The organism is Yoonia vestfoldensis SKA53 (assembly GCF_000152785.1).
GTDB classification, from domain to species: Bacteria; Pseudomonadota; Alphaproteobacteria; order Rhodobacterales; family Rhodobacteraceae; genus Yoonia; species Yoonia vestfoldensis_A.
The window spans coordinates 2,774,744-2,786,797 of record NZ_CH672414.1; the positions used below are offsets into that span (position 1 = coordinate 2,774,744).

Below are 12,054 nucleotides of genomic sequence, written 5' to 3' on the forward strand. Positions count from 1 at the left end.
ACGACATGACATCCACAGGCACAGCATCCAGAAGCTGTTGATTACGCGCAGGACTTGCCGCATGAATGGAATATGAACCGATTTTTGTGCCAATCCGCCGTGCTGATCGCCCTTGTGCCTGCCATGGCGGCGGCGGCACCTTATGATGGCATTTACCGGCAGACCGTCGATGCCGATTGCGCGCTGATCGGTGACGATGGCACCTCTGTGCGGATTGCGGATGGGGTGTTTCACGGGGTCGAAACGCAGTGCCAGATGACCCGTCCGGTGGATGTCAACGGTATGAACGCCACGCTTTACACGATGGAATGTGCCGCCGACGGCCAGAAATGGACCGAACGCGCGATGCTGATGCCCACCGCCGATGGTGAGGGGCTGTATATCCTGTGGGACGGCTATGTCTTTGTCTACGGCCTTTGCCCTGCGGTCGCGCCCTAGCGGGCTGTTGTCAGTTTGCCTCGCCGCCGACCAGCAGGTCCAGCAGGTTGACGATGTCGTCGTCCACAACCTCACCACCCTGGCTTTCCAGAATACCCGCGGGGGCCGCCGTCTGTGGCATCGTCATCGGCAGTGGCGTGGGCATCCGCCCTTCCAGCACACGCACCATGGTTTCGCGCCAGATTTCGGCGGGCAGGCCGCCACCCGTCACGCCGCTTAACGGGGTGTTGTTGTCATAGCCCATCCAGACGCCGGTGACATAATCGCCGGTAAAGCCGATGAACCAGGCATCGCGCGCCGAATTGGTCGTGCCGGTCTTGGCCGCGATTTCCCAGCCGTCGATGCGCGCGCGCCGTCCCGTGCCTTCCTCGACAACGCGGGTCATCATCCATGTCAGCTGGCGCGCGGCCTGTTCGCTGATGATCCGGTTGCCGATGCCCACACCTTGCGAATCCATCAATACCGCAGGGTCGCCCTGAATGCGCAGATCGAGCAGACCATAAGGCGTCACCTGCGACCCGCCGTTCAGGATGCCGGCATAGGCACCCGTGATGTTCAAGAGCGTGCTTTCCGACACACCCAGCGCCAGCGCGGGCCCTTCGGCCAGTTCGCCTTGCAGGCCAAAGCCGTTGGCGACGTTGCGCACATATTCGCGGCCTACATCCTCGGACAGGACGATGGCGGGCAGATTGCGGCTTTCGGCCAATGCTTGTGTCAGGGTCACCGGGCCCTTGAATTCGCGGTCATAGTTTTCGGGGCACCATTCACGCGATCCGCGGATCGACCAGCATTGCGGCGCGTCATCGACCATCGCATAGGGCGACACGCCCAGATCAAGTGCTGCCGCATAGATGAAAGGTTTGAACGCCGATCCGGTCTGGCGCAGCGCCTGTGTCGCACGGTTGAACGCGCCTGTGGCCCGCAGGTTGCGCCCGCCGACCATGGCGCGCACAGCCCCGTCTGCGGACATGACCACGATGGCGGCCTGCGCCTCTGACCCGTCAGCGACCAGGTTTTCGAATACCGACACCAGCGCCTCTTCGGCGGCGCGCTGGATGCGCTGGTCAAGCGTGGTGCGGATGATCACGTCTTCGGTGGTGTTGCGGGTAAAAAATTCCGGCCCGCTTTCCATCACCCAATCGGCAAAGAACCCGCCTGACCGCGCCTCGGCGGCACGCGACAGGGCGGCGGGGTTGGTGATCGCCTCTTGCGCTTGGGCGGCGGTCAGATAGCCCTGTCCCTCCATCAAGCGCACGACCACGGCGGCGCGTTCGCGCGAGCGTTCGATATTCGCGGTGGGGGCAAGGGTGGACGGTGCTTTGAGCAATCCCGCCAGCATCGCCGCCTGTGCGGGGTTCACCTCGGCTGCCGAAATCCCGAAATAGCGTTGGGCCGCAGCCTCGAACCCGCGACTGCCCGCACCCAGATAGGCCCGGTTCAGATAGAGCGTCAGGATTTCTTCTTTGGTATAGGCGATTTCCATGCCCATGGCGTAAAATGCCTCTCGGACCTTGCGGGCCAGCGTTGTGCGGCGGCAATCGGCCTCGTAATCGGCTTCGGATTCCCAAGCGCTGGACTCATAAGGCACGCCCAGGCACAGCAGTTTGGCGGTTTGCTGGGTGATCGTGGACCCGCCGTTGCCGGACAAAGGGCCACGCCCTTCGCTCAGGTTGATGCGGATGGCCGAGGCGATGCCGCGCGGCGACAGGCCGAAATGGGCATAGAACCGGCGGTCTTCGACCGCGATGACCGCATTATGCAGATGTGGTGACACGGTGCGCGCTGTCACCATGCCACCGAACTGATCGCCGCGCCAGGCAAAGACCTCGCCGGTCAGGTCGGCCATCGTGACAGAGCCGCGCGCGCGCTGGTCGATCAGCGTTTGAACGGGCGGCATCTGTTGGGCGAAATAAATCGAAACACCCGTGATGATCAGCGCTGCGACAAGCCCGGCACGCCAGCTGATCGCCCAGATGATCCGCAGCAGGATGCGGAACGGCCAGAACAGCCACCCCAGCAATGTGGTCGGACGACCGCGACGCGCAGTTTTACGGGTGCGGGGCTTGCGCGCGGGCGCCGGTTTCTTGGCGGCAGGCTTTTTCGGGGTCGCCTTGCCCTGATAGCGTTTGTCGGCCACCAGCGGTGTCCGTCTTTTGCCGTTACTGCTCATGATCCGCCCGACTGCTTATGCGTGTGTTTTGACACATCTTAAACGGATCGAAAGGAATTGTAGAGACGCGATGAGTCGCGCTCTTCGCTTTTTGATCTGCCTATTAATCAGGCAAAGCGATTAAATTGTACAATAATTGTGCAAAGTCACCCGATCTTAACCTATCCCCGCACCGGCAAATCCTTGCCGATGCTGCACTGCCGCGTTCTTTGTTGCGTGCAAGCGGACGCCGGGCTGGGTGTTGCCGCAATCCATTGCGAGGGGAAGAACGTGAAACTCATTATTGCAACAATCAAGCCGTTCAAGCTCGAGGAGGTCCGCGAAGCGCTGACCACCGTCGGCGTGCGCGGCATGATGGTGTCAGAAATCAAGGGGTTCGGATCGCAGTCGGGCCATACGGAAATCTATCGCGGCGCGGAATATGCCGTGAATTTCGTGCCCAAGGTGAAGCTCGAGATTGTCGTGCCTGACAGCATGGCCGATCAGGTCGTATCCACCATCACCACCACCGCCAAGACCGACAAGATCGGCGACGGCAAGGTTTTCGTACTCGACGTGCAAAGCGCTGTGCGCGTGCGCACCGGCGAGACAAATGATGACGCGCTGTGATCGCGGCGTAACGAGGAACAAACCCATGAATATGAAAAAACTGATTACACTTGGGGCGGGGCTTGCGCTGCTTCCGGTCATCGGCTTCGCGCAGGAAGCTGCCGGGGCTGTCGAAGAGATGGCCGAAGTTGCGCCGACATTCGACGAAATCGGCCCCTATCTTATGACCACCCTGCTGTTCCTTGTGGGCGGCTTTCTGGTGTTCTGGATGGCGGCAGGATTCACCATGCTGGAGGCCGGTCTGGTCCGGTCCAAGAACGTGACAACGCAGCTGACCAAGAACATCGCGCTGTTTTCAATTGCTGGCATCATGTACTGGCTGGTGGGCTTTAACCTGATGTACCCGGGTGATTTCAACGGCTATGTCGGTGGTTTCTTCAATGTCACCGTGTTGGAACCTGTTGGTCTGGCTGCTGCCGATGCGTCGCTGGATTACGCATCTGTCGCGTCCGACTTTTTCTTTCAGCTGATGTTCGTTGCGGCCACTGCATCCATCGTGTCAGGTGCGCTGGCTGAGCGGATCAAGCTCTGGCCGTTCCTTGCCTTCGTCGTTGTGCTGACCGGCTTCATGTATCCGATTTCGGGGTCGTGGCAGTGGGGTGGCGGCTGGCTGTCCGAACTGGGCTTTTCCGACTTTGCCGGTTCGACCATCGTGCATTCGGTCGGTGGCTGGGCTGCTTTGGCTGGTGCCATTGTGCTGGGTCCGCGTCTGGGCAAATACAAGGATGGCCGCGTCAACCCGATGCCCGGTTCCAACCTTGCGCTGGCGACATTGGGGACGTTCATCCTGTGGATGGGCTGGTTCGGTTTCAACGGCGGGTCGCAGCTGGCGGCTGGCACCGTGGGTGACATCACCGATGTGGGCCGGATCTTTGCGAACACCAACATGGCAGCCTCTGCCGGTGCCGTGGCCGCGCTGTTCCTGACGCAGATCCTGTACAAGAAGATCGACCTGACCATGGTGCTGAACGGCGCGCTGGCCGGTCTGGTCGCGATCACCGCAGAACCGCTTTATCCGTCGCTGTTTGGCGCGCTTTGGATTGGTGCTGTTGGTGGTGCGATCGTGGTCTTCGCCGTGCCGCTGCTGGACAAGCTGAAGATCGACGACGTTGTCGGTGCAATTCCTGTCCACCTGTTCGCCGGTATCTGGGGCACCATCGCCGTTGTCTTCTACAACGATGGCACCAGCCTGATGACGCAGCTGACGGGTATCGCAGCCTATGGTGTGTTCACCTTCTTTGTCTCCTTGATCGTGTGGTACATCTTCAAGATGACGATCGGCATCCGCGTCAGCCAGGAAGCAGAAATCACTGGTCTCGACCTGAGCGAGCTGGGTATGGAAGCCTACCCCGAGTTCTCGAAAAGCTGATCCACGCTTTCGTGACGACACAAAGCCCGGGCGTTCGCGTCCGGGCTTTTTTGTTCGCGGATTGATTGGCATTTTGGTTTATTATCGTGGGAATTTCTGCGACATTTTTTGATTATGGCGCAAGAAGCTGCGAATAATATGTGAATTTGCAACGTATTTGCAAAGATCATTCCGTGTTTTCCGCGATATGCTGCACAAGACGTTAACCGATTGACCGGAGCTTGCGATGATCCAGACCCCTTACCTTTTGTTTCTTGGCGATGCGCCTGACCAGCTGGCCGCAAAGGTAGCGCAGGGGATCAAGGATTGGCGGCCAGATAATGCTGTCGGCCAGTACCGGATGCCGGGGTGCGGCGCGGATGTCGGCATCGCTGACATGACGCTGCAAGAGGCCAGGGCCGCCGGTGCAAAGACGCTGGTTATCGGTGTCGCCAATCGTGGTGGCGTGATCTCTGTCGCGTGGAAAGAGGTGCTGTTGCAGGCGCTGGCGCTGGGGTTCGATCTGGCGTCCGGCCTGCACAACCTGCTGCGTGACGAGGCCGATCTGGTAGCCGCCGCCAAGACGCATGGTCGGTCGTTGTTCGACGTGCGTGTGCCATCGGTCGCCTATCCGATTGCCAATGGCGTCAAACGCACCGGCAAGCGCTGTCTGGCCGTTGGCACGGATTGTTCGGTGGGCAAGATGTATACCGGCCTTGCCATGGATATCGAGATGCGCAAGCGCGGCATGAAATCGACCTTCCGCCCCACCGGCCAGACCGGCATTCTGATCACCGGTGGCGGCGTGCCGCTGGATGCAGTGGTTGCGGATTTCATGGCGGGTGCGGTCGAATACCTGACCCCCGACAACGACCCCGACCATTGGGATCATATCGAAGGGCAGGGCAGCCTGTTCCATGTGTCCTATTCCGGCGTGACCATGGCGTTGATCCATGGCGGCCAGCCCGACGCGCTGGTGCTGGCGCATGAACCGACGCGCAAGCATATGCGCGGATTGCCCGACTATGCCCTGCCGCGCCTTGAGGCGTTGCGCGACATGGTCCTGCCGATTGCCCGTATCGCCAACCCCGCCTGTCAGATCGTGGGTGTCTCGGTCAACACACAGCATATGTCCCAGGATGCGGCTTTGGCCTATCTGGCGGAGGTCGAAGGCCGGATGGATCTGCCGACAGTCGATACGTTCCGGCAGGGGGCGGCGCGGCTGGTTGATGCGCTGGAGGGGATCTGATGCCGGATTTCTGGCGAAATCCGACGCCTCCGGCGGGGATATTTGGGCTCGGAAGATGATGACGGTCGATATAAAACGCGATGTGTTTCGTTTGGCGCAAGTCTTTACCATCAGTCGCGGGTCGCGGACCGCGGCGGAGGTTTTGACCGTGACCATGGCGCGGCAGGGGGTGGCGGGGCGCGGTGAATGTGTGCCTTATGCCCGTTACGGCGAGACATTGGACAATGTGACGGCACAGATTGCCGGATTTACAGGGGGCTGGGCGGATTTGCCGGAGGCCTTGCCCGCAGGGGCCGCACGCAATGCGCTGGATTGCGCGTTCTGGGATCACGCGGCCAAGCAGGCGGGCAAACGTGTCTGGGACCTGCTGGGTCTGCCTGCGCCGCGCCCTGCGATCACCGCCTACACCCTGTCGCTCGATACACCCGAGGCGATGCAGGCGCAGGCGGCGCAAAACGCGCATCGCCCGCTGTTGAAGATCAAGCTCGGCACGCCCGATGACATGGCCCGGCTGGAGGCGGTGCGCCGTGGCGCGCCCGCTGCCCGCATCATCGTCGATGCCAATGAAGGCTGGACGGCGGAGGTTTACGCCGATCTGGCGCCCCATCTGATCCGGCTTGGCGTGCAGATGGTCGAACAACCGCTGCCTGCGGGGGCCGATGACATGCTGGCCGAAATCGCGCGGCCCTTGCCGGTTTGCGCCGATGAAAGCTGCCATGATCGTGCCAGCCTGCCCGCCCTGCGCGGCAAGTACGACATGGTGAACATCAAGCTCGACAAGACCGGCGGGCTGACCGAGGCGCTGGCGCTGAAGGCGCAGGCGCAGGCCGAAGGATATGCGATCATGGTCGGCTGCATGGTCGGATCATCGCTGGCGATGGCCCCTGCGACGATTCTGGCGCAGGGCGTTGCATTCACGGACCTTGACGGGCCGCTGTTATTGGCCGAAGACCGTGCTGCACCTTTGCACTTTGACGACAACGGCGTGCATCCGCCCGCCGCCGACCTTTGGGGATGAATATGCGCACAGTCTATGTCAACGGCACCTATCTGCCCGAAAACGAAGCCACGATTTCGATCTTTGACCGCGGCTTTTTGATGGCCGATGGCGTGTATGAGGTCACATCGGTGCTGGACGGCAAGCTGATCGATTTTGCGGGCCACGCCAAACGGCTGGAACGGTCCTTGAACGAACTCGACATGCCGCACCCCGATTGCCTGCCTGATCTGCTGGACATCCACCGCGAATTGGTGCGCCTGAACGGGATCGAGGAAGGTATGATCTATCTGCAAATCACCCGCGGTGCGCCCGGTGACCGTGATTTCGCTTTTCCTGATCCGGCAACCTGTACGCCGACGGTTGTGCTGTTCACCCAGAACAAGCCGGGCCTTGCCAACAGTCCTGTCGCCAAGACCGGGATCAAGGTCATTTCCGTCGCCGACCAGCGCTGGGCGCGCCGCGACATCAAGACGGTGCAATTGCTGTATCCCTCGATGGGCAAGATGATGGCCAAGGCCGCAGGCGTTGATGACGCATGGATGGTCGAGGACGGGATGGTGACCGAAGGCACATCCAACAACGCCTATATCGTCAAGGGCAACACGATCATCACCCGCCATCTGGGCAATGAGATCCTGCATGGAATCACCCGCGCCGCCGTACTGCGCTTTGCCCACGAGGCGCAGATGCAGGTCGAGGAACGCAGCTTTTCCATCGCCGAAGCGCAGGCCGCGGACGAGGCTTTCATCACATCGGCCAGCATGTTTGTCATGCCGGTGGTGGAAATCGACGGGGCTGCTGTTGGGACTGGTACGCCCGGACCTGTCGCCGCGCGCTTGCGCGAGATTTATCTGGATGAAAGCCGGAAAGTCGCGGTTTAATCCGCCTTGTCGTAGAACGGCGTCATCTGGGCCACGATGACGCTGTTTTCATCCAGCGCGCGCTGCATCAATGCGCGTTCCTCATCGGGAATGTCATGCCCTTCGGCCAGCCGTTCATCCAGCGTGCCATAGCCTGATACGTCCAGTGGTGCGAGATCGGCCTGTTTCAGGATAGCAACCGTTTCGCGTACGGCCTCTGCCTCGTCCACGCCGGAGGCATAGCACATCAGCGCGGCACCCGTGGCCCCGTCGGGCAACCCGTCACCGGCGTTGCGGCCCACCTCGACCAGCAGGGTAAACACCTTTTGGCGGCTTTCTTTTGCGGTCATTTGCTGTCTTCCTCGATCCAGCGGGATTTCACGGCCCAGAGCGTCGATATCACGACGACGATGTGAAAGGGCAGGTAGATGGTGATCAACAGGACGAATATCGTCCCGATCAGCGGCAAACCCGCAATATAGACTGCGGTCAGGATCGGCTGCCACAGCAGTGCCAGCAGCAGCACGATCATCGCGATATCGGCGGCGACCGGACCCCAGGCCATGATGAACGTCGGCTGTTGGCCCGCCGCCATCCGCCTGCGCGCAAGGGTCCGGCTGAGGATCATGTCAATCGCGCAGCAATTCGTTGATGCCGGTCTTGGACCGTGTCTTTTCATCGACGCGTTTGACGATCACGGCGCAGTAAAGGTTGATCCCGTTGGTAGATGGCATCGAGCCTGCAACGACGACCGAATAGGGCGGCACTTCGCCATACATGACCTCGCCAGTGGCGCGGTCCACGATTTTCGTCGATTGGCCGATAAACACGCCCATGCCCAGCACCGACCCTTCGCGGATGATGCAGCCTTCGACCACTTCGGACCGTGCGCCGATGAAACAATTATCCTCGATGATCGTTGGCCCGGCCTGCATCGGTTCCAGCACCCCGCCGATGCCGACGCCGCCCGACAGATGGACGTTCTTGCCGATCTGCGCGCAGGACCCGACGGTTGCCCAGCCATCGACCATGCTGCCTTCATCGACATAGGCACCAAGGTTTACAAAGGATGGCATCAGCACGACGCCCTTGCCGATGAACGCGGACCGGCGCACAATCGACCCCGGCACAGCGCGGAAACCGGCGGCGCGCCAGTCGGCCTCGGTCCAGCCGTCGAATTTCGATGGCACCTTGTCCCACCATGTGCTGCCGCCATTGCCGCCGGAGATCGGTTCCATATCGTTCAGGCGGAACGACAGCAGAACGGCTTTCTTGGCCCATTGGTTGACATGCCAGGACCCGTCGCCTTGCTTTTCCGCCACGCGCAACGTGCCGCTGTCCAGCGCGTTCAGCGTGGTTTCGATCGCGTCGCGGACCTCGCCTTTGGTGGCGGGCGTGATGGTGTCGCGCGCATCCCATGCGGCTTCGATGGCGGTTTCCAGGGCGGCGTTTGACATGGGTTTCTCCGGTTTTGCTGTGGCTCGCGGTTGCAAGGGGCTATAGACCGGAACAGCCCAAGGGCGCAATCAAGGAAGATGCCATGAAAGACGACCGTCGCCATCCGTTTCGTGACAGCCAGCAGGACCGCGAGGCCGCAACGCATATCCCCGACACGCCGCAGACGCGCGCGCCGTCCTATGCGCTGGCCTTTGCCGATCAGGATTTTCTGCTGCGCGAGGAATTGCGCCCCGTGCGGTTGCAGTTGGAACTGCTCAAACCCGAACTGATGATGAACGAGGCGGGAGTAAATTCGACCGTGGTCCTGTTCGGCGGCGCGCGCATTCCCGAACCGGCGCAAAAGCACAAAGCCAAGACCGCAACGCTGGCGGGTCTGTCGGCCTATTACGACGAAGCGCGCACATTCGCGCGGCTGGTCACCGAACGGTCCTTGCAGACGGGCGGCACCGAAAATGTCATCGTCACTGGCGGCGGGCCGGGCGTGATGGAGGCCGGCAATCGCGGTGCGCAGGATGCGGGCGGGCGGTCTATCGGGCTCAACATCGTGCTGCCGCATGAACAGGCGCCGAATATCTATGTCACGCCGGAATTGTGTTTCAACTTTCACTATTTCGCCATCCGCAAGATGCATTTCCTGATGCGGGCTGCGGCGATCTGCGTGTTTCCGGGCGGGTTCGGCACGCTCGACGAAACCTTCGAGGCGTTGACCCTGATCCAGACCGGCCGCATGGGGCGGGTGCCATTCTTGCTGTTTGGCCGCGCGTTTTGGGAAAAGATCATCAACTGGGATGCTTTGGCCGAGGCTGGCACGATTTCCGCCGATGACCTTGATCTGTTCCGTTTTGTCGAAACCGCACAGGAGGCGCTGGAGGCAATGGATACATGGCAAGGCACTGGCACCAAGCGCAGCGCGATCCCCGGACGCTGACATGCATCCCGCGATGATGGTCATGGGCGTGTCGGGCTGTGGCAAATCCACGGTCGGCGCCGGTCTGGCCACAGCCATCGGCGGCACCTTTCTTGATGGCGACGATTACCATCCGCCGCAGAACGTGGCGCATATGGCGGCAGGCCAGCCTTTGACCGATGCGATGCGCTGGCCGTGGCTGGATGCGCTGGCGCAGGCGGCGCAGGCGGCGCGCCAGAACGGGCCGGTGGTCTTTGCCTGTTCGGCGCTGCGCAAATCCTATCGTGACCATCTGCGCGCCGCTGTTCCCGACCTGCGCATCGCCTATCTGGATGCGCCGCGTGACGTGGTGCTGGCGCGTCTGGCGCAGCGGCAAGGGCATTTCATGCCCGCCAGCCTGCTTGACAGCCAATATGCAACGCTGGAGATCCCGCAGAACCCGACAATTGCCGTGCGGATCGACCAGCAGGTCGCCGCGATCATCGCAGCGATCCAGCGATGCGTCTGAAACGCCAGCTTGGCCTCAAACGCGCCTACGGCGTCGATTCGCTGCCGCCGTCCGCATGTTGATCTGACCAGATGATGGCCTGTTGCCGCCAGTTTCAGGCGGCAACAGGTTTATGCCCGCGGTCGCGCGCCATTCTGGCACGGCGATGAAAATCGTTGCGCGGGGCCGCGCAGATGATCTTTTGAATCTCTGCATCGTTGCGACCACCCAGATGTTCCAGGGTATCGATGATTTCGAATGGCAAACCTGGGGTGACGTACTTCATGCAACGCTTTCACCATGAATTGGTGAAAAAACCGTTAGCTATGACAGAAAATCACAGCCCCGCCTCTTGCGCGATCTGGGCTTTGGATTTGCGCGCGCGTTCGGTTGCGGATTTCAGCTGTCCGCAGGCGGCCATGATATCCTCGCCGCGCGGGGTGCGGATCGGCGAGGCATAGCCCGCCTTGTAAATGATATCGGCAAAGGCGCGGATGCGGTTGTTGGACGAGCGTTTATAGGGCGCGCCGGGCCATTCGTTGAACGGGATCAGGTTGATCTTGGCGGGGATCCCGTCAATCAGCTTGATCAGGCGGTGGGCATCTGCGTCGCTGTCGTTGACGCCGTCCAGCATCACGTATTCAAAGGTAATCCGTTCCGAATTGCTGACCTTGGGATAGGTCCGCAGGGCGTCCAGCAGATCGGCCAAAGGCCAGCGTTTGTTGATCGGAACCAGCTTGTCGCGGACCTCATCGGTGGTCGCATGGAACGAAATTGCCAATTGGCAGCCGATTTCTTGTGCCGTGCGCGCGATTTCCGGCACCACGCCGGACGTCGACAGGGTGATCCGGCGGCGCGATAATTGAATGCCATCAGGGTCCATCGCAATTTTCATCGCGTCGCGGACGTTTTCGAAATTATACAACGGCTCGCCCATGCCCATCAGCACGATATTTGACAACAACCGTACTTCATCCTTGGGCGTGCCCTGCACCGGCCATTCGCCCAGATCGTCACGGGCAACCAACACCTGACCGATAATTTCCGCGGCAGTCAGATTGCGCACCAGTTTCTGTGTGCCCGTATGACAGAACGAGCACGTCAGCGTGCAGCCCACTTGGCTGGAAATGCACAAGGTGCCACGGTCGGTTTCGGGGATATAAACCACCTCGACCTCATGCCCGCCCGCGATGCGCACCAGATATTTCCGCGTCCCATCACCGCTGACCTGCCGGGTAACGACCTCCGGCAGAGCCACAACGAAATTGTCGGCCAGCATGGCGCGGTAATCCTTTGCCAGATTGGTCATCTTGGCGAAATCGCGCACGCCCCAATGATAAACCCACTGCCAGATCTGGCCAACGCGCATTTTGGCCTGCTTTTCCGGCGTGCCAGCGGCGATCAATGCATCGCGCATCCCATCGCGGGTCATGCCGACAAGGTTTGGCAACCCTTCGGCGGCCTTGCGCGGAATGGTCAGCACGTCTTGCGTGATCGGGGCTTGGGCGTCCATCATAGGTCTTTCTGG

The 12,054-nt window shown here is 61.0% G+C and carries 14 protein-coding genes; 8 read left to right on the forward strand and 6 right to left on the reverse strand.

Annotation, left to right across the window (positions count from 1 at the left end; all coding sequences use genetic code 11):
- Window positions 1-72 precede the first annotated feature (72 nt).
- Window positions 73-438, forward strand: a complete 366-nt coding sequence (locus SKA53_RS13505; protein WP_007206726.1) for a hypothetical protein — start codon at window positions 73-75, stop codon at window positions 436-438.
- Between the two features lie 10 nt (window positions 439-448).
- On the opposite strand, the gene SKA53_RS13510 is transcribed toward SKA53_RS13505, so the two are convergent.
- The gene (locus tag SKA53_RS13510) at window positions 449-2,608 is read right to left on the reverse strand and encodes a transglycosylase domain-containing protein (RefSeq protein ID WP_007206727.1); all 2,160 of its coding nucleotides are present in this window, start codon (window positions 2,606-2,608) and stop codon (window positions 449-451) included.
- 270 nt (window positions 2,609-2,878) lie between these two features.
- Between SKA53_RS13510 and SKA53_RS13515 the strand changes: the two genes are divergently transcribed.
- The 5 genes from SKA53_RS13515 to SKA53_RS13535 all read left to right on the forward strand — a co-directional run bounded on the left by SKA53_RS13515 (window position 2,879) and on the right by SKA53_RS13535 (window position 7,695).
- Entirely contained in the window at window positions 2,879-3,217 is a 339-nt protein-coding gene (locus tag SKA53_RS13515) for a P-II family nitrogen regulator (RefSeq protein ID WP_007206728.1), read from the forward strand.
- Window positions 3,218-3,242: 25 nt separating this feature from the next.
- Complete coding sequence (locus tag SKA53_RS13520) at window positions 3,243-4,586, forward strand: ammonium transporter (RefSeq protein WP_040482995.1); 1,344 nt, start codon at window positions 3,243-3,245, stop codon at window positions 4,584-4,586.
- Window positions 4,587-4,812: 226 nt separating this feature from the next.
- Complete coding sequence (gene dgcN / locus SKA53_RS13525; RefSeq protein ID WP_007206730.1) at window positions 4,813-5,814, forward strand: N-acetyltransferase DgcN; 1,002 nt, start codon at window positions 4,813-4,815, stop codon at window positions 5,812-5,814.
- A 58-nt stretch (window positions 5,815-5,872) separates the two neighbouring features.
- Entirely contained in the window at window positions 5,873-6,832 is a 960-nt protein-coding gene (gene dgcA, locus SKA53_RS13530; RefSeq protein ID WP_040483318.1) for an N-acetyl-D-Glu racemase DgcA, read from the forward strand.
- Window positions 6,829-7,695: a D-amino-acid transaminase gene (locus SKA53_RS13535; RefSeq protein ID WP_007206732.1), complete on the forward strand. Its 867-nt coding sequence runs from the start codon at window positions 6,829-6,831 to the stop codon at window positions 7,693-7,695. The genes dgcA and SKA53_RS13535 overlap by 4 nt, the downstream gene beginning before the upstream one ends.
- On the opposite strand, the gene SKA53_RS13540 is transcribed toward SKA53_RS13535, so the two are convergent.
- From SKA53_RS13540 to dapD, 3 genes are read right to left on the reverse strand one after another with little or no spacing between them, the layout of a single operon-like run.
- On the reverse strand, window positions 7,692-8,024 hold the full coding sequence (locus SKA53_RS13540; protein ID WP_007206733.1) for a hypothetical protein: 333 nt from the start codon (window positions 8,022-8,024) through the stop codon (window positions 7,692-7,694). The two genes, SKA53_RS13535 and SKA53_RS13540, sit on opposite strands and share 4 nt — an antisense overlap.
- On the reverse strand, window positions 8,021-8,302 hold the full coding sequence (locus tag SKA53_RS13545; RefSeq protein WP_040482996.1) for a hypothetical protein: 282 nt from the start codon (window positions 8,300-8,302) through the stop codon (window positions 8,021-8,023). Before SKA53_RS13545 ends, SKA53_RS13540 begins: the two co-directional genes overlap by 4 nt.
- A 1-nt stretch (window position 8,303) precedes the next feature.
- Window positions 8,304-9,131, reverse strand: a complete 828-nt coding sequence (dapD, locus tag SKA53_RS13550; protein WP_007206735.1) for a 2,3,4,5-tetrahydropyridine-2,6-dicarboxylate N-succinyltransferase — start codon at window positions 9,129-9,131, stop codon at window positions 8,304-8,306.
- Between the two features lie 83 nt (window positions 9,132-9,214).
- Between dapD and SKA53_RS13555 the strand changes: the two genes are divergently transcribed.
- Together SKA53_RS13555 and SKA53_RS13560 are read left to right on the forward strand one after the other, a co-directional pair.
- Window positions 9,215-10,060: a TIGR00730 family Rossman fold protein gene (locus SKA53_RS13555; RefSeq protein WP_040482997.1), complete on the forward strand. Its 846-nt coding sequence runs from the start codon at window positions 9,215-9,217 to the stop codon at window positions 10,058-10,060.
- A 1-nt stretch (window position 10,061) separates the two neighbouring features.
- Entirely contained in the window at window positions 10,062-10,547 is a 486-nt protein-coding gene (locus SKA53_RS13560; RefSeq protein ID WP_007206737.1) for a gluconokinase, read from the forward strand.
- A 94-nt stretch (window positions 10,548-10,641) separates the two neighbouring features.
- On the opposite strand, the gene SKA53_RS15610 is transcribed toward SKA53_RS13560, so the two are convergent.
- Complete coding sequence (locus SKA53_RS15610) at window positions 10,642-10,812, reverse strand: hypothetical protein (RefSeq protein ID WP_007206738.1); 171 nt, start codon at window positions 10,810-10,812, stop codon at window positions 10,642-10,644.
- Window positions 10,813-10,863: 51 nt separating this feature from the next.
- The gene (gene rlmN, locus SKA53_RS13565; RefSeq protein WP_040483319.1) at window positions 10,864-12,039 is read right to left on the reverse strand and encodes a 23S rRNA (adenine(2503)-C(2))-methyltransferase RlmN; all 1,176 of its coding nucleotides are present in this window, start codon (window positions 12,037-12,039) and stop codon (window positions 10,864-10,866) included.
- Window positions 12,040-12,054: the final 15 nt, after the last annotated feature.

Coding starts and splice junctions, on each gene's coding strand:
- SKA53_RS13505 (WP_007206726.1), top strand. CDS start 73: ATGAACCGATTTTTGTGCCAATCCGCCGTGCTGATCGCCCTTGTGCCT.
- SKA53_RS13510 (WP_007206727.1), bottom strand. CDS start 2,608: ATGAGCAGTAACGGCAAAAGACGGACACCGCTGGTGGCCGACAAACGC.
- SKA53_RS13520 (WP_040482995.1), top strand. CDS start 3,243: ATGAATATGAAAAAACTGATTACACTTGGGGCGGGGCTTGCGCTGCTT.
- dgcN (WP_007206730.1), top strand. CDS start 4,813: ATGATCCAGACCCCTTACCTTTTGTTTCTTGGCGATGCGCCTGACCAG.
- dgcA (WP_040483318.1), top strand. CDS start 5,873: ATGACGGTCGATATAAAACGCGATGTGTTTCGTTTGGCGCAAGTCTTT.
- SKA53_RS13535 (WP_007206732.1), top strand. CDS start 6,829: ATGAATATGCGCACAGTCTATGTCAACGGCACCTATCTGCCCGAAAAC.
- SKA53_RS13540 (WP_007206733.1), bottom strand. CDS start 8,024: ATGACCGCAAAAGAAAGCCGCCAAAAGGTGTTTACCCTGCTGGTCGAG.
- SKA53_RS13545 (WP_040482996.1), bottom strand. CDS start 8,302: ATGATCCTCAGCCGGACCCTTGCGCGCAGGCGGATGGCGGCGGGCCAA.
- dapD (WP_007206735.1), bottom strand. CDS start 9,131: ATGTCAAACGCCGCCCTGGAAACCGCCATCGAAGCCGCATGGGATGCG.
- SKA53_RS13555 (WP_040482997.1), top strand. CDS start 9,215: ATGAAAGACGACCGTCGCCATCCGTTTCGTGACAGCCAGCAGGACCGC.
- SKA53_RS13560 (WP_007206737.1), top strand. CDS start 10,062: ATGCATCCCGCGATGATGGTCATGGGCGTGTCGGGCTGTGGCAAATCC.
- SKA53_RS15610 (WP_007206738.1), bottom strand. CDS start 10,812: ATGAAGTACGTCACCCCAGGTTTGCCATTCGAAATCATCGATACCCTG.
- rlmN (WP_040483319.1), bottom strand. CDS start 12,039: ATGGACGCCCAAGCCCCGATCACGCAAGACGTGCTGACCATTCCGCGC.